Origin of the sequence: Bacteroides sp. PHL 2737, assembly GCF_004115325.2 — a bacterium.
In the GTDB taxonomy this organism is placed as follows: domain Bacteria; phylum Bacteroidota; class Bacteroidia; order Bacteroidales; family Bacteroidaceae; genus Bacteroides; species Bacteroides hominis.
This window is the reverse complement of the sequence record NZ_CP040630.1, coordinates 2,247,060-2,273,259: the sequence shown is the minus strand read 5'-3', so window position 1 is coordinate 2,273,259 and position 26,200 is coordinate 2,247,060. Positions and strand designations below refer to the sequence as shown.

Genomic DNA, 26,200 nt, shown 5'->3' with positions numbered 1-26,200 from the left:
AGTAGCAATGAAAAGCAAAAAGCGAGTCATACGGTACTCTGTTTTAGGAACTTTAATTATCCTTGTCTGGGTCACTCAGGCGATCCCGGCAATGGGGGAAGGATATGCACGCTCGGTCTATCCTGTTATCTCGTACGTCCTGTCCGGTTTTTCCAATTTCTTTCCTTTTGCTTTGGGTGACCTGTTCATAGCATTCAGTATTACAGGGATTATTCTTTATCCGGTATACGCACGCATCCGCCAAAAGTTAAGTTGGAAAACAATCCTGAGAAGGGATACGGAATATCTGGCATGGATCTATGTATGGTTTTACCTGGCATGGGGACTCAACTATTCGCAAAGAAACTTCTACGAGCGTACAGGGATACCATATATTACCTATACTCCGGAAAATTTTGACCACTTTGTAAACCAATACATCTATTTACTGAATGAATCATACGTTCCCATAACCCGGATCGACAAGGAAACCATCTGTAAAGAGGCAGTCAGCCAGTACAGTCTGATCAGTGACAGTCTCGGCGTACACCATCCTCCACACTCCATGCCACAGGTCAAAACAATGTTGTTCACTCCACTTATTTCAATGGTAGGAGTAACAGGAAGCATGGGACCGTTTTTCTGTGAGTTCACGCTGAATGGTGACTTGTTACCTCCACAATATCCGGCAACCTATACGCATGAACTGGCCCACTTATTGGGTATAACCAGTGAAGCGGAAGCCAACTTTTACGCCTATCAGGTCTGCACACGTTCTACAAATAGAGAAATCCGCTTTAGCGGTTACTTCTCTATCCTGGGACATGTGCTTGCTAATGCCCGCAGATTGATGACAGAAAATGAATACCGGGAATTATTCAGTCGGATACGTCCGGAAATCATCGAACTCGCCCGGAAGGATCAAGAGTATTGGATGGCTAAATATAGCCCGTTGATAGGTGATATTCAAGATTGGATATATGACTTATATCTGAAAGGAAACAAAATAGAAAGCGGACGGAAAAACTATTCGGAAGTCATCGGTCTGCTGATTTCATACAACGAATGGAAAAAAGAATCAAATAAAGAATAAACATGCATACAAGAGAAGAACAGATGGAAGCCTTCGGGCGCTTCCTGGATATACTCGACGAACTTCGGGTAAAATGTCCCTGGGATCGCAAACAGACCAACGAAAGTCTGCGCCCCAATACTATCGAAGAGACTTACGAATTGTGCGACGCATTGATGCGCGATGACAAAAAAGATATTTGTAAAGAGTTGGGAGATGTATTGCTGCACGTGGCCTTTTATGCAAAAATAGGCTCAGAAACCGGTGATTTCGACATGAAAGATGTTTGTGACAAACTCTGCGAAAAACTGATTTTCCGCCATCCACATGTTTTCGGAGAAGTAAAAGCCGACACAGCCGGACAAGTATCCGAAAACTGGGAACAGCTGAAACTAAAGGAAAAGGACGGAAATAAAACTGTATTAAGCGGAGTCCCTACTGCCCTGCCCTCACTTATCAAAGCTTACCGGATGCAGGACAAAGCACGTAATGTAGGATTCGATTGGGAAGAAAAAGAGCAAGTCTGGGAAAAAGTCAAAGAAGAAATTGCAGAATTTCAGGTAGAAATAGCCCATATGGACAAAGATAAGGCGGAAGCCGAATTCGGTGATGTCATGTTCAGCCTCATCAACGCTGCCCGTCTCTACAAGATCAACCCGGACAATGCCTTAGAACGTACAAACCAAAAATTCATCCGCCGATTCAACTATCTGGAAGAACACACCATTAAGGAAGGCAAAAACCTGAAAGAGATGTCTCTCGCAGAAATGGATGCAATCTGGGATGAAGCCAAAAAGAAAGGACTGTAAAAAGTCCTCTCTCCTCTAAAAGGATAATACCAAAATTCCACTGCAAACTAACGGATTGCGCAGAGTATGTAATTGACGGATCAATAAATATCCCCAATTAGTGTTTATCTGTGCAATCCGTTAAGTCTGTGGTAAATTCTCCCGCTCTTGCAGGAGAGCAATTTTTCATTCTATTTTTTCTTTCCTTTGTTATCACGAACCCCTTTCAACAACTCTCGGTGAAAACGCATTTCTGCTCGCTGTATCAGATAAATTTTCTTACACGGAAGTATCTTTTTAAACTTCTCAAAATAAGTTTTATCCAGACGGTCTGAAGCAATACGGGCATCGTATACCCCTTCCAATATTTCTTCATATTGTGCGTCAGTGGTTTTATCATCTTTACCGCTACGAAGCAACTTCCAGGCCTCGTCATTCAGTTGTTTTTTCCGGTCCTGTAATTCAAAGTAAACCGGGAAGAACTTTGCTGCCTCTTCCTTAGTCAGACCGGCTTTTTCTGTTATAAATGCTCGTTGTTTGGCCCTGAATTCTTCGGGTGACAAATGTTGGTTAGGATCTCCCATGGCATTCAGTGCCGGGATACAACTACAAACTATAATCAATAGAATAATCAGTTTCTTCATTTTGCTTTATTAAATCAGTTTAGTTTACTTATTCAGCTGTAGCATCACTGAGATAGACGTACAAAGAGTAATCGTCCAGCATCGAGCGATCCAGTGCTACATCAATATATTCATCCGAAACAACTTCGGTTCCTGCATCATTTGCAGTCAGTTGATCATCCACCGTTGCCGGCTGGTGATTTGAAGAAGCCACACGGATAATCAATGCAGCTCCTATAAACATAGCCGCCATATAGAATAAAGGTTTCACCCTGGTCCACATTGTGGGTTGCTTCACTTCTTCAAAAGCAGGCTTCTCTTTTTCCGGAAGTTTACCCATCACCTCTGAAGTCAAGTTTTCAAAGTATCCCTCAGGTACTTTAAAGGAATTCTCCCTCCCCACTTTCTTCAATATGTTATCTTCTTCTTTCATACGTTCTTCTCCTCTCTTCTTCTTAGACATTATGCATATTAAAAGGTTTAATCAGCCTCCTCCAAAAACTTCTCGATTTTTTTCACGGCATGGTGATAAGAAGCTTTCAGAGCCCCCACCGAAGTGCCGAATATCTCCGACATCTCTTCATATTTCATTTCCTGATAATATTTCAGGTTGAACACCATCCGTTGCTTTTCAGGAAGGGTCAGCAATGCCTTCTGAAGCAATAACTCTGCCCGATCCCCCGAGAAGTAAGGATCGCTCTCCAGTTTCTGAGTCACGTCGGCCTCCGGATCGTCAATGGCAATTGTATTCATAGCCCGTTGTTTATTCAGGAAAGTGATACATTCGTTCAGGGCAATACGGTAAAGCCAGGTAGACAGCTTTGCCTCAGCCCGGAAATAGTCAATGTTTATCCATGCCTTAATGAAAGTATTTTGAAGAAGGTCATTGGCATCGTCATGTGAAAGTACCATCCGCCTGATCTGCCAGTATAATTGTTCGCTATACAGCGAAACGATCTGCTCAAATCCCTGCTTCTGTGTCCTCTCATCCTGAAGGAGTGCCAAAACCTCTCGTTCATTATAAGGGTTCATAGGTTCGTTTGTAATTCGTATATGTTATATTAGACAATTCTATTCAACAAAGGTTTAATCGGTCTCCCGAAATTAAAGACTTATACACAAGTTTTCTTTTGCAAGTATAGTATCCGGAAAGATAGCCGAAGCTTCTTTCAGCAAAACATTTTCATCTTCGTAGCGGGCAGAGAAATGACCGATCACTAATCGCCGTACACCGGCTTCCACAGCTATCCGGCCGGCTTGGGCGGCTGTAGTATGGTACGTTTCTTTAGCACGTGCCAGTTCCGATTCGGCAAATGTAGCCTCATGAAAAAGCAAGTCAACACCTGAGATCTGTTCCGCAATCTCCCGCCGGAAAATCGTATCCGAGCAATAGGCATACCGTCTGGGAGGATCCGAGGGGCGGGTCAAGCGCGCATTAGCAATCACTTCTCCTTCCGGAGTTATGTAGTCTGCACCGTTCTTTATCCGATTCAGTTCATAGACCGGTACTTTATAGAAATCGATCATATCACGGATAATATGGTTCGGCCGGGCCTTTTCCGCAAACAAAAAGCCACAACAGGGAATACGGTGCTGGAGCGGGATGGTGGTGACTGTCATCGAACGGTCTTCATAAATCACCGACGCTTGTCTGGTGTCAAATTCATGGAAAATGACTTTATATGCCAACGTATGGCAAAAGAAATTAAGCATAGGAGCCAATAACTCCTCCAATCCTTTTGGAGAATGGATATGTAACTCTGCCGTGCGCCCCAATAACCCGAAAGTGGAAATAAGCCCCATCAATCCGAAGCAATGATCACCATGCAGATGCGAAATGAAGATATGGTTCAGCCGCGAAAATTTCAACCGCGACTTACGCAATTGCATCTGTGCCCCTTCTCCGCAATCGATCATAAAAAGTTTATCACGCAAGTTGACTACCTGCGAAGTGGCAAAATGCCGGGTAGTAGGCAATGCGGACCCACAACCCAATATATGTAATTCAAATTTTTCCATCTTTCAAACTGTATTTGCAAAGATAGACAATTAAAGTTCAGCGCAATGATTCAACATACAAAAAAATGAAGGGTATCCCATTGAATGAGATACCCTTCTATATCAATCTATGAAAGATTTGAATTACTTCTTACCTTCCAGCTGTTCTTTCAAAGCAGCCAAAGCATCGATATCACCCAAAGTAGTAGAAGCAGCCTGATTTTGGATAGCAGGAGTTTCTTCTCTCTTAGAAGATTTCTTTGCGTTAGAAGCAGCTTTCTTCTCAGCTCTTTCTTCTGCCTTGGCAACATCTTCGAAAATGCGGCTATGAGACAGGATGATTCTCTTAGCGTCTTTGTTGAACTCGATTACTTTGAATTCCAGTTTCTCGTCCATCTGAGCCTGTGAACCGTCTTCTTTAACGAGGTGTTTCGGAGTAGCGAAACCTTCAACGCCGTAAGGAAGAGCAACTACAGCACCCTTATCCAACATTTCGATGATTGTACCTTCATGTACAGAACCTACAGTAAATACTGTTTCAAATACATCCCAAGGATTTTCCTCAAGTTGTTTGTGACCAAGGCTCAGACGACGGTTTTCTTTATCGATTTCCAGTACCTGAACTTCAATATCAGCACCAATCTGAGTAAATTCTGACGGGTGTTTAACCTTCTTAGTCCAAGACAGGTCAGAGATGTGGATCAATCCGTCAACACCTTCTTCGATTTCTACGAATACACCGAAGTTAGTGAAGTTACGAACCTTAGCAGTATGTTTAGAACCTACAGGATATTTTTCTTCGATAGTTTCCCAAGGATCTTGTTTCAGTTGTTTGATACCCAAAGACATCTTACGTTCTTCACGATCCAGAGTCAGAACTACAGCTTCTACTTCGTCACCGACTTTCATGAAGTCCTGTGCAGAACGCAGGTGCTGTGACCATGACATTTCTGATACGTGGATCAGACCTTCAACACCCGGAGCGATTTCGATAAATGCACCGTAGTCAGCCATAACCACTACTTTACCTTTCACTTTGTCACCTACCTGGAGGTTCGGATCCAAAGCATCCCATGGGTGCGGAGTCAGTTGTTTCAGACCCAAAGCGATACGTTTCTTCTCGTCATCAAAGTCGAGGATAACTACGTTCAACTTCTGATCCAGCTCAACCACTTCCTTCGGATCGCTTACGCGGCCCCAAGACAGGTCAGTGATGTGGATCAATCCGTCTACGCCACCGAGGTCAATAAATACACCATAAGATGTGATATTCTTAACGGTTCCTTCAAGAACTTGTCCTTTTTCAAGTTTACCGATAATTTCTTTCTTCTGTTGTTCCAGTTCAGCTTCGATAAGAGCTTTGTGAGAAACAACCACGTTTTTGAATTCCTGGTTGATTTTAACAACTTTGAATTCCATTGTTTTGCCAACGAATACATCGTAGTCGCGGATCGGTTTCACGTCGATCTGAGAACCCGGCAAGAATGCTTCGATACCGAATACGTCAACAATCATACCACCCTTAGTGCGGCACTTGATGTAACCCTTGATAATTTCTTCATTTTCCAGAGCAGCATTAACGCGATCCCAAGAACGGGTAGCGCGGGCTTTTCTGTGAGACAGAACCAACTGTCCTTTTTTGTCTTCCTGGTTTTCGATGTATACTTCTACAGTGTCACCTACTTTCAGATCAGGATTGTAGCGGAATTCATTCAAAGGAATGATACCGTCTGATTTGTAACCGATGTTCACAACAACTTCACGTTTGTTCATTGCGATTACAGTTCCGTCAACAACCTCACGGTCATTTACTTTGTTAAGCGTACCGTCGTAAGCTTTTTCAAGTTCTTCGTGGCTGGCACCAGCGAAGCTCTCGCCGTTTTCATACGCATCCCAGTTGAAGTCTTCAATAGGAGCAACGTTCTTTAAGTTTTCCATTAATAATTAATTGTTTAGTAATTCTTTAATTAAATAAGACATTATATTGATTATATAAATCGGGCGCAAAGATAGAACTATTTTCTTGAATTAGAAAAGAATAGCAAAAAAAATATTAAAAAGAGCTACAATCGGTACGTCTCACATCAAGCTCTTTAAAGCCGCGATAGAATCGGATACATATCGGTTATCCGGTTCTATGGAACGCCAGTAACACAGATTGCCCAATAAACGCTTCAGATAAACCGGATCGGTGGAGCCAATATGCTCCTGATGACTGGCCAATCCTTTTGTCAGGACGTAATGCACATTCTTACGGATCTCCCTCTTTTTAGTTTTGGGAATTGTCATCTTCGTGCCCGAACTAACTGATACTCCAGTAATTATCTTACGTTTATGCTCAGACAGAAAACGGGTTTTCTTCACATTCATCGTAAACCCTTCCTCCCTGATAACCTGATCAATCCGTGACAAGACTTTATCCTTCGGCAGAAAATCTCCCGAAAAGGTCAGGTCATCGGCATACCTCGTATAGACCAGCCCGTATTCATCGGCTAACGCCATCATTTTTTTATCCATCGGATAAGCAATAATATTGCTGAGAGCCGGACTTGTAGGCGCACCCTGCGGAAGGCACCTGTTACAGCAGCAGAGTTCCGCCAGTACTTTCGCTATAGGACGTGAATATCCCATCTCCCTGAATGTCGCCCTCACTTTGGGCGAACGTATGGAAGGGAAAAAGTCATGAAGATCTACTTTCAATACATTTTTTCGTCCCAAATGAACCCGCGCATTATCGGATACAGATTTACCAGGACAGAATCCGGTAACAGCAGGATGCACATTGGCTAACAATAAAACTCGTTGGTAAATGGTCTGCTGCATAGCTCGCAACTGACCTTGGGGAGCTGTAATGATCCGGACTCCTCCGCTTCTCTTCTTTATATAGAACTGGGTATATTGCCTCGGCACATAATCCAGCACCTCTCTCAACGTGTCTTCTTTGACTCCAAGTAAACTGGCACACCAACTGACAGCTCCGGCATCGAACCGCTTTGAGCCGAAAGCCACGGCTTTCCTACCAAAAATATTCTTCAGGGACGAAACACTTTCCTTCTTCTCTTTAGCATAAGGATTCTCACCGGCATAGTTTCCGGCTTTCCATCTTTTATATCCTTCCTGGCCTTTACTTGAACGAATGATACTAAAAACCAGCCAACCGGTAACGACAATCACAATAGCTAAAAGTAGTTCCATCCTTATACCTTAATTAATATATAGAAGCAAGTAAAAAAGAGGATGAGAGTGTTTACTTTTCTTTATTATGTTAATAAAGAAATCCAGAAAGGCCCTGAATTCACGAGGCGACTGCACCTCTTTTTTGCTAAATCTTTATCTCATCCTCTTACGGGCAAAGATAAAGGTTTTCTCCTCCCCGACAAATAATAACAAGAATAAAATTAGCGGTTGAATAACTCAAACGTAAATTTACAGCCAACCTCGGTATACCTCCAGTTCTCACTTCCTACGAAAACGCCGAAATCGAAAATGTGAGTGCCGATTCCATATCCCAGCTCAATATAAGGCTGAAGATGGGGTACCGATAATATACTTGCATACAACCGTTCGTTTTGCACATAGCGTGTATACTTGATCAGATGCTTTAGAAGTAAAAAAGGAGCTTCATAGGTGAAATGCCCCCGTATGTACTTGCGTGAAGCATTGTACCAACGTCGGTCAAGAAGCTGAAATACTCCGCCAATTTCATCATTCCAACCTTCAGGAAGATTGCTACGGGTGAAATTATTAAAGTCAACAAAATACATTTCTTTCTGGTTAGTAAACATACCGAAACCAAAACGATAATAGATATTACGCATCAGTCCCAAAGGGATATGGTGTTGCAGGTCAAACTCCAGACGTTCATATTGCCCGGTGCTGCCAAACACCCCCTTGATACCCCTCTCCCAGTCTATTGAAAAAGTGGGGTATTTAGAACGCAGGTTGATCTTACGATGGCCGTTCATATAATAGTAAAGGCAAGGGGTCCACTCCAACCGGACCCGGGGAGCAAAGCTTAAATAGGTATTCCTGATTTTTCCCTGAATATCTTCGTTGGGAAGTTCCAGGCTCTTGGTCAATGGAACCAACTTGGAGGGTTTCACGGCTTTTCGTCTATGGGTGGAAAAGCCCACACTCAATTCCAGTCCATTAATAATTTCGATACTGTGCCTGAAGTTAAAGTATAAGTCATAGAAATAATCCAGATGAATCTGGTTGAAATCGAATACACTATCCGGTATGGCCTTCAGGTCATCGAGCACATCACTGCTGTAAATCCGGTTTCCGTTACCAAAGTCCACGTGGAAGGTCCCCATTTTCTCGGGTAGATAATTAAATTCGGAATTGACAGACCAATAAAACTCCTTGCGCGTAAAGTTGTAACCCAACTTAGGCACCACACGCAACAGCCGGTCGTGCTTAAAAAGCCGGTTGTACTTAAACGATTGCCTGTAAGAAAGCCCGTTACTTCCACTGTAACTCAATAAGAAAGGATTGATTATGGGCGAGCACTTCACACTTCCCAAATTGGACAGATTCAATTTATAATCACTGATCAGCACATCTCCTACCTGTCCCCAGAACACCTGGCTCTTACTCTTTGGCTTGATATTGCGCTGAATGGTGTCTTTACGCAGCGCATCTTCCTCGTACAATTTACGCTCACTTTCCGACAAGGGAATAGGCCGTAATGTTTCAAAGTAGGCACTATCCGTATGATAAGAAGCAGTCTCACATTGCAGGTTGTAAGAGTCTGAAAGATCATATTTACTTTTTCCTTTTGTCCTTGCCCTCACTTTTTCTTTCCATTCATTCTGGTTTTCTTCAAGTACGATGTCATGGTAGTTGAGTGATGCCACATAAACCCCGTTGATACGATTACCCAAGAAATTAAACTGTCCCTCGACATTGTAGCTGACAGGCAGAAATTCATCATCTTCTCCAACTCCTCCCATCTTTATCAGACAACTGAACAGCAAAAGCTCCGACCTGCCGGAAAATCGTATCTCGCGGACACTCCATACATCACTGCTCACAATCATATACCCGCCCACCAACTGGTCGCTTTTGCTTTTGGGGATAAACCGTATCTTATACTGCCGGTTATCTGTCCCACCCATAATGGAATCAATCAGATACTTATAATACTTCCGTCCATTTTTGGCCAAGGGCGAAAGCAACCGATCATAAAGCAGCGTAGACGAATAGAGGTTGATATTGAAATACTCCAGCATACCCGGCACTCCCCGGCTATTGTGTACCGTACCTACAGAGGCTTTCACTTTTTGGTCATAAATATTAGGAGCCGTAAAATGCAGGTCACTATATGTTTCCACCATATACTGGCGCACTCCTTTCTGAAGACGGAACATGGAAGGCACATACCGGAGAATAAAATTTTTGCGTTTGATGTCCATCGTACCTTTTATATAGAGGTCGGCTCGGTAGTCGGTCACCAACTTTTCATAAAACGGGGCAAAGGTCATCACATTATTTAAAATGGAATCGGCAGAAATCGGACGTTTGGTCTGAGGATCAAGAACAACGTTAGCCACTCCCTTTTGTGAAAAAGAGAGCAAGACAAGCCCAAACACCCATATCCATATCTTGTATCTCAAATAGTAATCTCCTTTATTCAAGGCAAATATAAAAAAAATCCGATTATACGACTAATAAATTAATGATTTATACGAATCCGATCTACCTTCTTAAAACAGGGTGTCATCTTAAAAAAGAGACTAATTATAGAAAATACCCCTATAAAAATAGGGGTTATCTCAGAAAAAACACATAATTTTGCGCCCAACAACCGATAAAAAAGGCACCATTATGTCAAAAATGAGATTTTTCGCATTACAAGAGCTATCTAACAGAAAGCCCTTAGAAGTTACCACTCCCTCAAACAAACTATCCGATTATTATGCCAGCCACGTATTCGACCGCAAGAAGATGCAGGAATATCTTCCCAAGGAAGCATACAAAGCAGTGGTAGACGCTACCGAAAAAGGTACACCCATCAGCCGTGAGATGGCCGATCTGATAGCCAATGGTATGAAAAGCTGGGCTAAATCGCTCAACGTGACACACTATACACACTGGTTTCAGCCACTGACGGACGGAACTGCCGAAAAGCACGATGGCTTTATCGAGTTTGGCGAAGACGGTGAAGTCATCGAACGCTTCTCCGGAAAATTACTGATCCAGCAAGAACCGGATGCTTCTTCCTTCCCCAACGGCGGAATCCGAAATACATTCGAAGCCCGCGGATATACAGCATGGGATGTATCCTCACCGGCTTTTGTGGTAGACACCACTCTTTGTATCCCGACAATCTTTATCTCCTATACGGGCGAAGCGCTCGACTACAAAACTCCGTTACTGAAAGCATTGGCCGCCGTTGACAAAGCTGCCACCGAAGTGTGCCAGCTTTTCGACAAAAACGTAACCCGCGTATTTACCAATCTGGGTTGGGAGCAGGAATATTTCCTGGTCGACACCTCTTTATATAATGCGCGTCCTGACCTCCGACTGACCGGACGTACCCTGATGGGACACTCTTCGGCTAAGGATCAGCAATTGGAAGATCATTACTTCGGCTCCATCCCTCCACGTGTCACAGCCTTTATGAAAGAGCTTGAAATAGAATGCCACAAACTGGGCATACCGGTGAAAACCCGTCACAACGAAGTAGCTCCCAACCAGTTTGAGTTGGCCCCCATTTTCGAAAACTGCAACCTGGCAAATGACCATAACCAGCTGGTGATGGATCTGATGAAGCGCATCGCACGCAAGCATCATTTCGCCGTACTCTTCCACGAAAAGCCATACAGCGGTGTCAATGGTTCGGGTAAACATAACAACTGGTCGCTTTGTACTGACACAGGTGTCAATCTCTTTGCACCGGGCAAGAACCCAAAAGGAAACATGTTGTTCCTCACCTTTCTGGTCAACGTGCTGATGATGGTTCACAAAAATCAGGACCTGTTGCGTGCTTCGATCATGAGCGCCGGAAACAGTCACCGTTTGGGAGCCAATGAAGCCCCTCCAGCCATCTTATCCATCTTCCTGGGTTCGCAACTGTCGGCTACTCTGGACGAAATTGTCCGCCAGGTGACCAATTCCAAAATGACTCCGGAAGAGAAGACTACCCTGAAACTGGGCATCGGACGTATCCCCGAAATCTTGCTCGATACTACCGACCGTAACCGCACCTCTCCATTCGCATTCACCGGAAACCGCTTTGAGTTCCGTGCCGCAGGTTCATCGGCCAACTGTGCCGCCGCCATGATTGCCATCAACGCTGCCATGGCCAACCAGTTGAACGAATTTAAAGCATCGGTAGACAAACTGATGGAAGAAGGCATTAGCAAGGATGAAGCCATCTTCCGCATCCTGAAGGAAAATATCATCGCCTCCGAACCCATCCGTTTCGAAGGGGACGGTTATTCGGAAGAGTGGAAGCAGGAAGCAGCTCGTCGCGGACTGACAAACATCTGCCACGTACCGGAAGCCCTGATGCACTACATGGACAACCAATCGAGAGCCGTACTGATCGGTGAACGCATCTTCAACGAAACCGAACTTGCCTGCCGCCTGGAAGTGGAACTTGAAAAGTACACCATGAAAGTACAGATCGAAAGTCGTGTATTGGGTGACTTGGCCATCAACCACATTGTCCCCATTGCTGTCAGCTATCAGAACCGCTTGCTGGAAAACCTTTGCAGAATGAAAGAGATCTTCCCAGCAGAAGAATACGAAATCATGAGTGCCGACCGGAAAGAGCTTATCAAAGAAATCTCGCACCGTGTGTCTGCCATCAAGGTACTGGTACGCGACATGACAGAGGCCCGCAAAGTGGCAAACCATAAAGAGAACTTTAAGGAAAAAGCATTTGCCTACGAAGAGACCGTACGTCCCTATCTGGAAAGCATACGCGATCATATTGACCACCTGGAAATGGAAATCGACGACGAAATCTGGCCGTTACCGAAGTATAGAGAACTACTATTCACAAAGTAAGCCCTATACTTTATAGAATAGGACTCTGTCAAAAGTCTTTTCACCACAGGTTACACAGATTATCACAGATTATCAATACTGATAATCAATGACTTAAAATTCACTCTGTGTTACTCTGTGGTGAGTTTCGACACACTTTCTTTTTTTATTTATAAATGTTCCACTACAAGCACTAATTCCTTCACCTTAAAACATCCCCATGTTTTACCATAAAACATCCGGATGTTTTACACAACAACATGGGGATGTTATCATCATAAACACCCGGATGTTTTAGATATAGAGATCAAAAGGTATACAAGGAACAGCCAAAGAATGCAATACAAAAGATACAGAGTTCACAGGCTTTTAATCATTTATGAATATATCTTCAAAAATATAGTTTCACTGTGCCCTCTCTACTTCTGTAATGAAAGAAATAAACCCTGCATACATCTGTGGAATCTGCGGTATTGCAATGCCAACATGGCAAACTTTTCCCAAAACTATTCCGTTTTTCATTTTTTCTTTCTACATTTGTGCTTTATAACACAGTTTTGCAGCAGTCATGGTAAAGATGAATTTGTCAGAAATAAACGTTCCCGAACGTATTGCAGAGATGTGGGCTCCTCTAAACGCAGAGCAGAGAGAGTTCCTGGCCAATAATTTCACTCTTCAGAATTACAAAAAGAACGAAACAATCTATTGCGAAGGCGAATCGCCTGCCTATCTGATGTGTCTCCTTAGCGGAAAAGTTAAAATCTACAAAGACGGTGTAGGAGGCAGAAGTCAGATTATCCGCATGATAAAACCTACGGAATATTTCGGTTACCGGGCTTATTTTGCCAAAGAAGACTATGTGACCGCTGCTTCCGCATTCGAACCTTCAACTATCTGCCTGATTCCCATGAGTGCCATCATGACACTGCTCGGCCAGAACAACGACCTGGCCATGTTTTTCATTCGCCAGTTGTCTGTTGACCTCGGTATCGCCGACGAAAGAACTGTGAACCTGACCCAGAAGCATATCCGTGGACGTCTGGCCGAATCGCTACTCTTCCTTAAAGAGAGTTACGGACTGGAGGAAGACGGCTCTACCCTGAGTATCTATCTGTCCCGTGAAGACCTGGCCAATCTGTCGAATATGACAACTTCCAATGCCATACGCACGTTGTCCAACTTCGCAACCGAACGCCTGATCACCATCGACGGAAGAAAAATCAAGATCATTGACGAAGAAAAGCTTAAGAAGATCAGCAAAATCGGTTAAGACGCTTCGTCACTATTTAATAACTTAACACATATTTATCAGACCATGAAAAAAGGAATTACTCTTCTTCTTTTGTCTCTACTTTTCATCGCCCCCGGATGTAAACAGTCAAAAGAAGCCATCGTGAACGAGTACAATATCGTTCCGTTGCCCAACCAAATGATTCCCCAACAGGGGCGATTTGAAATAAGTAAAAAAGTAAGAGTCATCACTACTGCTTGCACACCGGAAGTACAGACCATTGCCGACAGCCTTATCAACCGATTGAAGTTGACGTCCGGAATCACAATGAAACAGACTTTCGAAAACATAACGGACGAGCCCGTCATCCGCTTTGTCCCCCAGGACGGAATGCCCGAAGAAGGATATAAACTCTCGGTCACACCGCAGAATATCACTCTCAGCGCCTCCACCCCCAAGGGATTTTTCTATGCATTACAAACCCTTTACCAATTGCTTCCTCCCGCCGTATATGGCACAGAGAAAGTAAAAAACGCAGAATGGTCAGTGCCGGCTGTCGAGATAGAAGACGCCCCGCGCTTTGCATACCGCGGTATGATGCTGGACGTATGCCGCCACTTCTCTCCAGTGGAATATGTATATAAGTTCATTGACATGCTGGCCATGCATAAAATGAATACCTTCCACTGGCACCTGACCGATGATCAGGGATGGAGAATTGAAATCAAGAAATACCCGAAACTGACCGAGATAGGCTCCAAGCGCAAAGAGACACTGATAGACTATTATTATGTGAACTATCCGCAAATATTCGACGGCAAAGAGCATGGCGGATACTATACACAGGAACAGATCAAGGACATTGTAGACTATGCTGCCAGTAAATTCATCACTGTAATCCCTGAGATTGAAATGCCGGGACATGCAATAGCTGCCATCGCTTCTTATCCGGAGCTTTCGTGTACACCGGACAGTACATGCGATGTGACGGGAACCTGGGGCGTATTCGAAGAGGTATTCTGCCCTTCGGATACCACTTTCGAGTTCCTTGAAGGGGTGATGGACGAAGTAATGGATCTCTTCCCAAGCAAATATATCCACATAGGCGGTGACGAATGTCCGAAAACGGCCTGGATCAAAAGTGAATATTGCCAGTCACTGATTAAACAACTGGGACTGAAAGACGATGTCACTCCCAACGTTATTGACGGGAAGAAGCATACCAAAGAAGAGAAATTACAGAGTTACTTCATTACCCGCATGGAGAAATACCTGAACAGCAAAGGACGCAACATCATCGGGTGGGACGAAATCCTGGAGGGCGGGTTGGCCCCGAATGCTACCGTCATGTCCTGGCGGGGAGTAGAAGGCGGAATGAATGCAGCCAAAGCCGGTCACAACGCTATTATGACTCCGAATCCATACGCTTATCTGGATCAATATCAGGAAGAACCGGAGATAGCCCCCGTTACTATCGGCGGATATAATACACTTAAAAAGACCTACAGTTATAACCCGGTACCGGACGATGCAGACGACCTGGTAAAAAAACACATCATCGGAGTACAAGGCAACATTTGGACCGAATACATGCCGAGCGACAATAACCGCGACTATCAAGCCTTCCCGCGCGCAATAGCTATTGCCGAAACCGGTTGGACACTGAACGCAAACAAAAACTGGAATGACTTCTGCCAGCGCATGGTTGAAGATTTCCGGCGAATGGACGTGAAGAATGTAAAAGCCTGCCGTAATTTCTTCGATGTGAACATAAATACTCATGTAGACGAGAGTGATACGCTAAAAGTGATACTGGAAAGTTTTTATCCCAATGCGGAAATTCATTATACAACAGATGGAAGTACTCCAACCGTAGAATCGGCCCTCTACAATCGCCCTTTCACCCTCTCGGGCGAAATTGAAGTGAAAGCAGCCGCTTTCAAAGACGGACAAATGCTGGGCAAGGTCACCGGAAAGAAACTGTACGGCAACCTGATCAGCGGAAAGAGCTTCACAGTCACTCCGGCCATTGGAGGTGCCAAAGGCGACATCTTTGGTGAAAATGACGTTCTCGGCACGGACATAAGTACCTTCGGGCTTACCAACGGTAAACGCGGCAACACCGCCTCTATGACTCCGTGGAGCGGATTCCGGATGGATGATAACTGCAAAGAGATGGTATTCATCGTCGAATTCGATGAGCCCACTACTGTCAGCAAAGTAGTCTTCGGTTCTCTATACAACCCTGCGTCAGTTATCCTCCCTCCGAGTGTTGCCACCATCGAAACCTCTTCCGACGGACAAAAATACAGCAAAGTCGCAGAAGCTTCCTTCAAACGCAACTATCCGGAAAGAGGCAGAAAGGCATTTACAGACACCTTAGCCTTCGAACCGAGAGAAGTAACTTATCTCAAAGTCACCCTTCAGAATGGCGGTACTTTGCGAAACGGCATCGACTTCGTAAAAGACCCGGGCAGCAAAGAGGTGGTTCAGGCAAACCTGTATCTGGACGAAATTGAAGTATACTAATTTGTTTTTCCATCGATTGACGATTACATAAAAATAAATAATCCCAATTATCTTCTTCTCAATGTAATCTGTTAATCGGTGGTGAAATGAAAACTACCGGAAAAAGAACTTCATCTATCCGGATAAGTGATAGATATAAAACAGAATCAAGCCTGAGATGACTCTGATACAACATATAGAATTGAACAAGACGAATTTGTAGGGTGCCATAGGGGCTTGATCTCGCAAAATCAATAAAGAAATAAGAAGTTATAAAAAAACTACCGGACGCAACCAGCTCTCTCTTATTAAGCATGGTTGCGTCCGGTATATTAATAAACAATATCTTACGACTATCAGATCAATCCCTTCTCCGACAGATAACGCTCAGCCTCAATGGCAGCCTTACAGCCGCTTCCTGCAGCAGTAATAGCCTGGCGATAGTGTGAATCGGCTACATCGCCAGCCGCAAACACTCCGGGAACCTTGGTACGGGGACTATCACCGTCAGTGATGATATATCCCACCTCATCGGTATCCAGGTAAGGTTTGAAAATGTCCGAATTAGGCTTATGACCGATGGCAAGGAAAAATCCGTCGATAGGCAGCGAATAACGTTCTTCATCCGGTTCTTCCCAACGTTTTACGAGATTCATACCTTCTACACCGTTATCTCCAAAGAGTCCGACTACATTATGCTCGAAAAGGACTTCAATCTTATCGTGCTTCATCACACGCTCTTGCATGATCTTTGAAGCACGAAGATAGGGCTTGCGTACAACCAAATAGACTTTAGAAGCGAGTCCGGCCAGATAGATGGCTTCTTCGCAAGCGGTATCGCCACCACCCACAACAGCAACTACCTTTTTGCGATAAAAAAATCCGTCACAAGTAGCACAAGCACTGACCCCCATACCGGCATATCTCTTTTCATCATCCAAACCTAAGTATTTGGCTGTGGCACCGGTAGCGATAATCAATGAATCGGCTTCAATTACTTTTTCACCATCAATCGTGATTTTGTAGGGAGCTTGGCCAAGGTCGGAAGCAGTAGCGATTCCAAAACGGATATCGGCACCGAATCGTTCGGCCTGTGTACGAAGATCTTCCATCAATTGCGGTCCGCTGATTCCCTGAGGATAGCCCGGGAAATTTTCTACATCGGTAGTCGTGGTCAACTGTCCACCCGGTTGTATTCCTTCGTAAAGCACCGGTGACAAATTTGCACGTCCTGCATAAATAGCGGCTGTATAGCCGGCTGGTCCTGAACCTATAATAAGGCATTTAATTCTTTCTGTTTCCATATTCCTATTTTACATTCTACGATTTATAATAAACGATCGAAGTTACTCCTCTTGACCTATCGGAGATCGATCACCTCGGCATGAGGATAGAGCTTCTTATCAAACACAAACATACTGTCGGCATATTTCAATCCTGCCTGATAGCTGGTCACCGTGATTTCGCTACGGCTCTTATCACGTTGTTCCATCAGAATGAAGAGTGGCTGGTAAGTGTCTTTACTGACATAAAGCACAATTCGTGATAAATCCCGTTTCTTGTCGGTAGCAGTCAGCACCATTTCATAAATCGATTTGCCACCAAAATTCTTCAGTGTTCCAAGCTTATAGCTGAAACCATGGCGATAAATCTGCAAAAGTGCGTACGGATTAAGACTTTGCAGTTCGACTCCGGTTGGATTGCTGATATTGACCTCGTCACTACCTGCCAGATAACTCCATTGGGTCTTGCCATCAAACCACGTGGTACCATCGTCCGTTTTCAGCACGAACTTCTCTCCCCTGAGTTCAATGACTCCGGCAGATTGTCCCGCCATCCGGCCTTTATTGAACACCGTCACGTTGAATCCCGCACGAATACCCCCTGCTTTCTCAAATGTGGCTGCCGTTTTATCAAGCACAACCTTTGCCTGCATTTGTTGTTGCGCAAACACAGGCAAAGTCAGTAAAGCTATCCAAATGCTAATTATAATCTGCTTCATTGTATACACTCATTTAACGTTTGATTATTGAATATTGTTCAAACGCATTTCAAGGTCGTTCTCGTCAACACAAAGTACGTCGCGCGCCTTGCTTCCTTGCGAAGGACCCACAATGCCAGCCTTTTCAAGCTGATCCATCAAGCGTCCGGCACGGTTATAGCCAATGGAGAATTTACGCTGTATCAACGAAGTTGACCCTTGCTGATGAATTACGATCAGGCGGGCAGCATCTTCAAACAAAGGATCGAGGCGCCCCATATCGACATCTCCCAGATCGCTTCCGCTGTCTTCGCTCACATATTCGGGCAGGAAGAAAGCGGTAGGATATCCTTGTTGGCGTGAAATATATTTGGTAATTTCTTCCACTTCCGGCGTATCGATAAAAGCACACTGCACACGCACCGGATCGGCCCCTTGCAAGAAAAGCATATCACCACGCCCAATCAGTTGATTGGCTCCCGGACGGTCAAGGATGGTACGTGAGTCCATCATGGCCGACACACGGAACGCAATACGCGCCGGGAAGTTGGCTTTGATAGTACCGGTAATGATATTTGTAGTCGGACGCTGGGTTGCAATAATCATGTGGATACCTACGGCACGTGCCAACTGCGCAATACGGGCAATCGGCAACTCGATCTCCTTGCCGGCAGTCATGATCAAGTCTCCGAACTCATCGATGACTACCACAATATAAGGCATAAATTTATGCCCTTTCTCCGGATTCAGGCGGCGGTTGATGAATTTCTCATTGTACTCTTTGATATTGCGTACATGTGCCATTTTCAACAGATCGTAACGACTGTCCATCTCTACACAGACTGAGTTGAGGGTCTGCACCACCTTGGTCACATCGGTGATGATAGCATCCTCACCATCGGGAAGCTTCGCGAGAAAATGATGCTCAATAACAGAATAAATACTGAACTCTACCTTTTTAGGATCCACCAGAACGAACTTCAGTTCGGCAGGATGCTTCTTGTAGAGCAATGAAGTGATGATGGCATTCAAACCGACAGATTTACCCTGTCCGGTAGCACCTGCCACCAGCACATGAGGCATTTTGCAAAGATCTACCATGAATACCTCGTTCGTAATGGTCTTACCAAGCGCAATGGGCAAATCGTATGTCGATTCCTGAAACTTCTTACTGCCGATGATGGACTGCCCCGAAACAATCTTAGGATTTGAATTAGGTACCTCGATACCGATTGTACCTTTTCCCGGTATAGGAGCTATAATACGGATACCCAAGGCAGAAAGGCTTAAAGCGATATCATCTTCCAACCCACGAATCTTTGAGATGCGCACTCCCTGTTCCGGAGTGATTTCGTAAAGAGTCACCGTAGGACCTACCGTAGCTTTAATCGTACTGATTTCAATACCAAAACTACGCAATGTATTAATGATACGGTCTTTATTTGCGTTCTGTTCCTCCATATTGATGGTAGGCTCACTATTTTCATAGTGCTTCATCAAATCGATAGTAGGGAAATGATAGTTTTCCAGATCCAATTTTGGATTATAGGGTTCGGTTTCCGTTCCCTGATAACTTTCGTCATCGGCAGCAGCCTCTATTTCAAACTCAGGCCCGTTATCTGCCGACTCTGCCCGAAAAGGGGGCACAGGATCAGGAGTTGTCTGTTCGAAAGTCATGGTGACATCACCATCGGTTGCCGTATTTCTGCTTTCCGTAACTATTGGAGACTCAGAAGGAGACTCGACAAGCAGATCGGATACGGTAGGAGTTTCCACCTTCTTCACCGGTACCTCCTGACGGAAAGTGCGATTAACATCGAATTCCACTTCCTGAGGTTTCGGATTATCATATTCACGGGGATCGGAATCCTGCTTCACCTCTGAATGTTCTTCTTTTTGTTTACGTTTCAGGAAACTAAGAGTGAAAAGCTTACGCAACCAGATGACTGTGCGGGCACTCATATATATAAGAAAACAAATGCCTGTCACCAAAAGAATAAGCCAAACACCGGGAATACCGACCTGCGAAATAAGCCAGTTACTGATATTATATCCATGCAATCCACCCAGATAAATGAATGAATCCTGATAATGATCCATAAAAATAAAGCCCAGGAAAACGGAAAACCAAATGAGCAACAGCGTACATCCGATGAACCACTTCCAAAGACGCACCACACGCACACGCATCAGCTTCAATCCGGCTACAGCCAGATAAACCAAAATAAAGAAAGAGGAGACACCAAAACAGTCATTGATCAGATAACTTGCCAGCTGAGCTCCCCGGGAACCTGCATAGTTTTTTACATGATTATTTACAGCAGCAAGATCCTGGGCATTCCCGCTATCAATGATACTCTGGTCGGCTGCTCCGGTGAAAAAGAAGGAGGTAAAAGCCAGCAACAGATAGACTGAAAAGATGACCAATACCAATCCGATCACAAAGTGGATTGTTTCGTTTCTGAAGAAAGCCAAGTACTTATTTGTGGAAGCCGGCTTCTGTTCTGCTTCCTTATCTGATTTCTTTTTTGCCATGTGGATGAAGAATCTTAAGCTATATGATTAATGATGCAAAAGTAGTAAAAAAAAGAATTTCATTGGACTACCCACAACTTTTTCTTACCTTTGCGTTTCAATTCAAGCTGATATGAAAAAAGAAAGCCAAGTAATATTTGATAAGAATGTGATAGAATTCGTTACGGTAGCTGCCGAGTTCTGCGCTTTTTTGGAACGTGCCGAAGGCATGAAACGTAGTATGTTTGTTGACACCACCCTGAAAATTCTTCCTTTACTTTATCTAAAAGCGTCCATGCTTCCAAAATGCGAAATGATAGGCGACGAAGCACCGGAAACATATGTGACGGAAGAAATATACGAAGTGTTGCGCATCAACCTGGCATCCGTATTGGCGGAAAAGGACGACTATCTGGAAGTATTCCTGCCCGACATGGCTTACAGCGATGAACCCATCAAAAAGAATATTTCGGAAGACCTGGCCGATATCTATCAGGATATTAAAGATTTTATCTTTGTATTTCAACTGGGATTGAACGAGACGATGAATGACTCCCTTGCCATTTGCCAGGAAAACTTCGGACTCTTGTGGGGACAAAAACTGGTAAATACCATGCGTGCCCTGCATGACGTGAAATATAGTCCGAAGGCCCGGGGAGAAGACGAAGAGGAGGATGAATACGAACCCGAAAACAATGAAGGCTGTCACTGTGAAGATGACGACTGCCATTGTCACGATCATGGCTGTCATTGCCACGACGATGAATAAACGAATATGATTTTAAAAAGAACCATAAGCAAAGAAGAGGTGAAGGAGATGCCCAAAGCGGCATTCCCCGGACGGATTCATGTAATACAAACTGAAAGTGAAGCGGAAAAAGCAGTGGCTTATCTGCAATCCCAGGCAATTCTGGGCATCGACAGCGAAACCCGTCCCTCATTCACCAAAGGACATTCCCATAAAGTAGCATTGCTCCAGATTTCATCTGACGAATGTTGCTTCCTGTTCCGCCTGAACATGACCGGGCTGACCCAACCCATCATAGAGTTGCTTGAAAATCCGGAAGTGATCAAAGTAGGACTCTCGTTGAAAGACGACTTTATGATGTTGCATAAACGGGCTCCTTTCAACCAGCAGGCATGCATCGAGTTGCAAGAGTATGTCCGTCCGTTCGGCATTCAGGATAAAAGCCTGCAAAAGATATACGGTATCTTATTCAGGGAAAAAATCTCAAAATCACAACGTCTTTCCAATTGGGAAGCAGATGTACTGACGGATGCCCAAAAGCAATATGCAGCTACAGACGCATGGGCTTGCCTCAACATATACCACCTACTGCAAGACCTAAAGCGTACGGGTAATTACGAACTGGCCCCGGAAGAAGAAACCGTAGAGACGGTGAAAGCAGGTTCGGATCAATGATAAAAATAAAAACAACATAATAAATTTATGCATAAAGTATATCTTAAACCCGGCAAAGAAGACTCACTGAAACGGTTCCATCCCTGGATTTTCTCCGGGGCCATTGCTCACTTCGACGGCGAACCCGAAGAAGGAGAAGTAGTGGAAGTGTATACCTCAAAAAAAGAATTCATAGCTAAAGGGCATTTCCAAATCGGAAGCATTGCCATACGTGTTCTTTCCTTTAAACAAGAAGAGATCGACCATGACTTCTGGAAACGCAAGTTGGAAGTGGCTTATGACATGCGACGCAGCATCGGCATCGCTACCAACCCGACTAACAACACTTACCGCCTGGTACACGGAGAAGGCGATAACCTGCCAGGACTTGTTATCGATGTTTATGCCCGGACCGCCGTAATGCAGGCACACTCTGCCGGCATGCACGTAGACCGCATGGCCATTGCCGAAGCATTGTCCGAAGTAATGGGCAACCAGATTGAAAACATCTACTATAAATCGGAAACGACTTTGCCATTCAAAGCGGACCTTTTTCCGGAAAACGGTTTCCTCAAAGGAGGAAGTAACGACAACATCGCTCAGGAATATGGATTAAAGTTCCATGTAGACTGGCTGAAAGGACAAAAAACGGGATTCTTCGTAGACCAACGCGAAAACCGTGCTTTGTTGGAACGTTATGCCAAAGACCGTTCGGTATTAAACATGTTCTGCTACACCGGCGGATTCTCCTTTTACGCCATGCGTGGAGGTGCCAAACAGGTACATTCGGTAGACAGTTCTGCCAAGGCCATTGATTTGACTAATAAAAATGTAGAATTAAATTTCCCGGGTGATACCCGTCATGCGGCTTTTGCAGAAGATGCTTTCAAATATCTCGACCGCATGGGCGACCAATACGATTTGATCATCCTCGATCCGCCGGCATTCGCCAAGCACAAAGACGCATTGCGCAACGCCCTCCAAGGTTATCGCAAACTTAATGCCAAAGCATTTGAGAAAATCAAACCGGGCGGTATCCTGTTCACCTTCTCTTGTTCACAGGTGGTGACCAAAGATAATTTCCGTACTGCTGTATTCACAGCAGCAGCCATGTCCGGTAGAAGTGTACGCATACTGCATCAGTTGACTCAACCAGCAGATCATCCGGTAAATATCTATCACCCGGAAGGCGAATATCTCAAAGGATTGGTACTGTATGTCGAATAATCGCCTTAATAGCATAAAAGCAGAAGCTACAAAGTTAATATGAGTTAACAAACAGAAGATTTTCACCAAATCATTATGTTCTATAACATAAAACCCTTTATCTTTGCAATGTGTTTTTCATGGTATTAGATTTAAGGTTAATAAAGATTGGCTGTCTGGGATAGATAGCCTTCTTTTTTTATATACCCTTTCCTTCTTTGCATTTCCAATTTTCTTTTGCTATTTTTCCCTTTCTTCCTCCCTTTTATCCTGTACTTTTTCCACTCTGTCAACTAAAAATATTATATTTGCAGCTGATCTGCCATATATTGGCACGACGGGAAACACATCAATAAAGTTATGAATATAAAAAATCGTTTGATTATTATGAACTTCCTGCAATTCTTTGTATGGGGGTCGTGGTTAATTTCATTAGGTGGCTATATGGAAAGAGGCCTCCATTTCGAAGGTGGACAAATCGGAGCTATCTTCGCTACAATGGGAATCGCATCTATCATCATGCCGGGAATAACCGGTATTATTGCCGATAAATGGTTCAACGCCGAACGTCTTTATGGTATTTGTCATTTATTAGGAGCCGGCTGTTTGTTTTACGCATCCACCGCTACCGACTATAATCAAATGTATTGGGCCATGTTACTCAACCTGATGGTTTACATGCCTACCCTTTCCCTTGCCAATACAGTTTCATATAACGCACTTGAACAATATAAATGTGATTTAGTAAAGGATTTCCCGCCTATCCGCGTATGGGGAACCATCGGTTTCATCTGTGCCATGTGGGCAGTAGACCTTACAGGATTCAAGAACTCCAGTGCACAACTTTATGTAGGAGCAAGTTCAGCCTTACTTTTGGGGATATATTCTTTCACGCTGCCTCCCTGTCCACCGGCGAAGAATGAAAATAAAACTTTATTGTCTTCTTTCGGACTTGATGCCCTCAGCCTGTTCAAAAGAAAAAAGATGGCTATTTTCTTCTTTTTCTCCATGCTATTGGGTGCGGCATTGCAAATTACAAATACCTATGGTGATGCATTCCTGGGTAGTTTCGCCAAAATACCCGAATTTGCAGATTCCTTTGGTGTCAAACACTCGGTAATTCTACTATCTATCTCACAAATGTCCGAGACCCTGTTTATCCTGGCCATCCCCTTCTTCTTGAGACACTTCGGAATCAAGCGTGTCATGCTGATCAGTATGTTCGCCTGGGTATTCCGATTCGGGCTGTTTGGATTCGGTGATCCGGGTGCGGGCATCTGGATGCTGATTTTATCCATGATAGTATATGGTATGGCATTTGACTTCTTCAACATTTCCGGTTCTTTATTTGTTGAATTGGAAACAAAACCTGAGACAAGGGCCAGCGCACAAGGCTTGTTCTTCATTATGACAAATGGACTTGGAGCCGTCATCGGAGGATATGCCAGCGGTGCTGTAGTGGACGCATTCTCCGTATACGAAAACGGAATGTTGGTAAGCCGAGATTGGCCGACCATCTGGTTTATATTTGCAGCATACGCACTGGCCATCGGCATTTTATTTGCCGTTGTCTTCAGATACAAACATCAACCGGGAGAACTTAAGAAAGTGAATAATTAACAATGGATAAGAAAGTAGAACTACAGGTATTGAACATTTCTAACAGTCAGGCGCAGGTGGGTGCCTATGCAATGGTACTGGGAGAAGTAGATGGCGAACGGCAGTTACCTATCATAATAGGACCAGCCGAAGCGCAAGCCACAGCCATTTGCCTGAAAGGAATAAAAGCCCCTCGCCCGCTGACACACGATTTATTTTACTCGTGTCTGAATGTTCTGGGAGCATCTTTGCTCCGGGTACTGATTTATAAAGCAAAAGAAGGTGTCTTTTATTCGTATATCTACTTTAAAAGAGACGAAGAGATTATCCGGATAGACGCACGTACTTCGGATGCGGTAGCATTGGCCGTGAGGGCAGATTGTCCCATATTTATATACGAATCTATCCTTGAACGCGAATGCATTCGGATGACAGACGGTGCTGAACGTCCTGATTCACCGGAAGAAGATGATAACTCACGTACGGAGGCAGTCAGCATCATTTCCCTTGAAGAAGCCTTAAGCAAGGCCATTCAAGAAGAGAATTATGAACTTGCCGCCCGACTGCGTGATGAGATAAACCGACATAAATAAAAGATATGCACGTATTTTATACCCCTGATATACAAACCAATGCTGAGCTTCCGGAAGAGGAGGCACAGCATTGCGTGCGTGTGCTCCGTCTGACAGCCGGAGACGAAATCACCCTGACCGACGGTAAAGGAAACTTCTATCGGGCAGAGATCAGTGCAGCAACCAATAAACGTTGCCTGGTGAATATTAAAGAAACTATTCATCAAGAGCCTTTATGGGAGGGCCATCTGCATATTGCCATGGCACCGACCAAGAATATGGACCGTAATGAATGGCTCGCTGAAAAAGCGACAGAAATAGGTTTCGATGAATTGACGTTTCTGAACTGCCGCTTTTCCGAACGAAAAGTGATCAAGACGGAACGTATCGAAAAGATATTGGTATCGGCCATCAAACAATCATTAAAGGCACGCTTGCCCCGGTTGAACGAAATGACTGACTTCAATTCGTTCATTGAAAAAGACTTCTCAGGACAAAAATTCATAGCCCACTGTTATGAAGGAGAGAAACCTCTCCTGAAGGATGTACTGAAAAAAGGAGAAGATACATTAGTATTGATCGGGCCGGAGGGCGACTTCAGCGAAGAGGAAGTGAAAAAAGCCATCGAAAAGGGATTCATCCCGATCAGTTTAGGCAAATCACGACTACGAACAGAAACGGCGGCATTAGTGGCTTGCCATACAATGAATATGTAATTTACAGAACTAA

General features: G+C 44.2%; 20 protein-coding genes and 2 pseudogenes. 11 read left to right on the top strand and 11 right to left on the bottom strand.

Going from position 1 to position 26,200, the window contains the following annotated elements; genetic code table 11:
* Positions 1-7 precede the first annotated feature (7 nt).
* Together DBK98_RS09215 and mazG are read left to right on the top strand one after the other, a co-directional pair.
* Entirely contained in the window at positions 8-1,072 is a 1,065-nt protein-coding gene (locus tag DBK98_RS09215) for a DUF3810 domain-containing protein (RefSeq protein ID WP_032531808.1), read from the top strand.
* Between the two features lie 2 nt (positions 1,073-1,074).
* Positions 1,075-1,860: a nucleoside triphosphate pyrophosphohydrolase gene (gene mazG, locus DBK98_RS09210; RefSeq protein WP_005775787.1), complete on the top strand. Its 786-nt coding sequence runs from the start codon at positions 1,075-1,077 to the stop codon at positions 1,858-1,860.
* A gap of 170 nt (positions 1,861-2,030) precedes the next feature.
* Here the strand turns inward: mazG and DBK98_RS09205 are convergent, their stop codons facing one another.
* The 7 genes from DBK98_RS09205 to DBK98_RS09175 all read right to left on the bottom strand — a co-directional run bounded on the left by DBK98_RS09205 (position 2,031) and on the right by DBK98_RS09175 (position 10,078).
* Entirely contained in the window at positions 2,031-2,483 is a 453-nt protein-coding gene (locus DBK98_RS09205; protein WP_032535665.1) for a hypothetical protein, read from the bottom strand.
* 28 nt (positions 2,484-2,511) lie between these two features.
* Positions 2,512-2,925, bottom strand: a complete 414-nt coding sequence (locus DBK98_RS09200) for a hypothetical protein (RefSeq protein ID WP_005810006.1) — start codon at positions 2,923-2,925, stop codon at positions 2,512-2,514.
* A 17-nt stretch (positions 2,926-2,942) separates the two neighbouring features.
* Positions 2,943-3,494: an RNA polymerase sigma factor gene (locus DBK98_RS09195; protein WP_005775784.1), complete on the bottom strand. Its 552-nt coding sequence runs from the start codon at positions 3,492-3,494 to the stop codon at positions 2,943-2,945.
* A 72-nt stretch (positions 3,495-3,566) separates the two neighbouring features.
* Complete coding sequence (locus DBK98_RS09190; RefSeq protein ID WP_005775783.1) at positions 3,567-4,481, bottom strand: ribonuclease Z; 915 nt, start codon at positions 4,479-4,481, stop codon at positions 3,567-3,569.
* Positions 4,482-4,604: 123 nt separating this feature from the next.
* The gene (gene rpsA / locus DBK98_RS09185) at positions 4,605-6,398 is read right to left on the bottom strand and encodes a 30S ribosomal protein S1 (protein ID WP_005775782.1); all 1,794 of its coding nucleotides are present in this window, start codon (positions 6,396-6,398) and stop codon (positions 4,605-4,607) included.
* A 141-nt stretch (positions 6,399-6,539) separates the two neighbouring features.
* Positions 6,540-7,655, bottom strand: coding sequence for a retron St85 family RNA-directed DNA polymerase (locus DBK98_RS09180; protein ID WP_005810010.1), 1,116 nt, complete (start codon positions 7,653-7,655; stop codon positions 6,540-6,542).
* Positions 7,656-7,858: 203 nt separating this feature from the next.
* The gene (locus DBK98_RS09175) at positions 7,859-10,078 is read right to left on the bottom strand and encodes a DUF5686 family protein (protein ID WP_005810014.1); all 2,220 of its coding nucleotides are present in this window, start codon (positions 10,076-10,078) and stop codon (positions 7,859-7,861) included.
* A gap of 211 nt (positions 10,079-10,289) precedes the next feature.
* Between DBK98_RS09175 and DBK98_RS09170 the strand changes: the two genes are divergently transcribed.
* From DBK98_RS09170 to DBK98_RS09160, 3 genes are all read left to right on the top strand, one after another.
* A complete protein-coding gene (locus tag DBK98_RS09170) occupies positions 10,290-12,479 on the top strand; it encodes a glutamine synthetase III (RefSeq protein ID WP_005775778.1) in 2,190 nt (729 codons plus the stop codon).
* Between the two features lie 547 nt (positions 12,480-13,026).
* On the top strand, positions 13,027-13,728 hold the full coding sequence (locus tag DBK98_RS09165; RefSeq protein ID WP_005775777.1) for a Crp/Fnr family transcriptional regulator: 702 nt from the start codon (positions 13,027-13,029) through the stop codon (positions 13,726-13,728).
* Between the two features lie 45 nt (positions 13,729-13,773).
* Positions 13,774-16,218: a beta-N-acetylhexosaminidase gene (locus DBK98_RS09160; protein ID WP_005810018.1), complete on the top strand. Its 2,445-nt coding sequence runs from the start codon at positions 13,774-13,776 to the stop codon at positions 16,216-16,218.
* Between the two features lie 335 nt (positions 16,219-16,553).
* Here DBK98_RS09160 and trxB read toward each other — a convergent pair whose 3' ends face one another.
* The 4 genes and pseudogenes from trxB to DBK98_RS23610 form a co-directional block, all read right to left on the bottom strand.
* On the bottom strand, positions 16,554-17,501 hold the full coding sequence (trxB, locus tag DBK98_RS09155; RefSeq protein ID WP_005775774.1) for a thioredoxin-disulfide reductase: 948 nt from the start codon (positions 17,499-17,501) through the stop codon (positions 16,554-16,556).
* A 56-nt stretch (positions 17,502-17,557) separates the two neighbouring features.
* Complete coding sequence (locus DBK98_RS09150; RefSeq protein ID WP_032535664.1) at positions 17,558-18,199, bottom strand: LolA-like putative outer membrane lipoprotein chaperone; 642 nt, start codon at positions 18,197-18,199, stop codon at positions 17,558-17,560.
* A 24-nt stretch (positions 18,200-18,223) separates the two neighbouring features.
* Positions 18,224-19,861, bottom strand: a pseudogene (locus tag DBK98_RS09145) (DNA translocase FtsK); the annotation flags it as partial.
* Between the two features lie 119 nt (positions 19,862-19,980).
* A pseudogene (locus DBK98_RS23610) lies at positions 19,981-20,713 on the bottom strand (DNA translocase FtsK 4TM domain-containing protein); the annotation flags it as partial.
* A gap of 112 nt (positions 20,714-20,825) precedes the next feature.
* Here DBK98_RS23610 and DBK98_RS09140 point away from each other — a divergent pair.
* The 6 genes from DBK98_RS09140 (at position 20,826) to DBK98_RS09115 (ending at position 26,187) form a co-directional block, all read left to right on the top strand.
* A complete protein-coding gene (locus DBK98_RS09140) occupies positions 20,826-21,461 on the top strand; it encodes a DUF5063 domain-containing protein (protein ID WP_032535663.1) in 636 nt (211 codons plus the stop codon).
* Positions 21,462-21,467: 6 nt separating this feature from the next.
* The gene (locus DBK98_RS09135; protein WP_005775769.1) at positions 21,468-22,115 is read left to right on the top strand and encodes a 3'-5' exonuclease; all 648 of its coding nucleotides are present in this window, start codon (positions 21,468-21,470) and stop codon (positions 22,113-22,115) included.
* Positions 22,116-22,142: 27 nt separating this feature from the next.
* Entirely contained in the window at positions 22,143-23,321 is a 1,179-nt protein-coding gene (locus DBK98_RS09130) for a class I SAM-dependent rRNA methyltransferase (RefSeq protein ID WP_005810026.1), read from the top strand.
* 339 nt (positions 23,322-23,660) lie between these two features.
* Complete coding sequence (locus DBK98_RS09125) at positions 23,661-24,920, top strand: nucleoside permease (protein ID WP_005775766.1); 1,260 nt, start codon at positions 23,661-23,663, stop codon at positions 24,918-24,920.
* 2 nt (positions 24,921-24,922) lie between these two features.
* Positions 24,923-25,492, top strand: coding sequence for a bifunctional nuclease family protein (locus DBK98_RS09120; RefSeq protein ID WP_005775764.1), 570 nt, complete (start codon positions 24,923-24,925; stop codon positions 25,490-25,492).
* 5 nt (positions 25,493-25,497) lie between these two features.
* A complete protein-coding gene (locus DBK98_RS09115) occupies positions 25,498-26,187 on the top strand; it encodes a 16S rRNA (uracil(1498)-N(3))-methyltransferase (RefSeq protein ID WP_005775763.1) in 690 nt (229 codons plus the stop codon).
* The last annotated feature ends 13 nt before the right edge of the window (positions 26,188-26,200 follow it).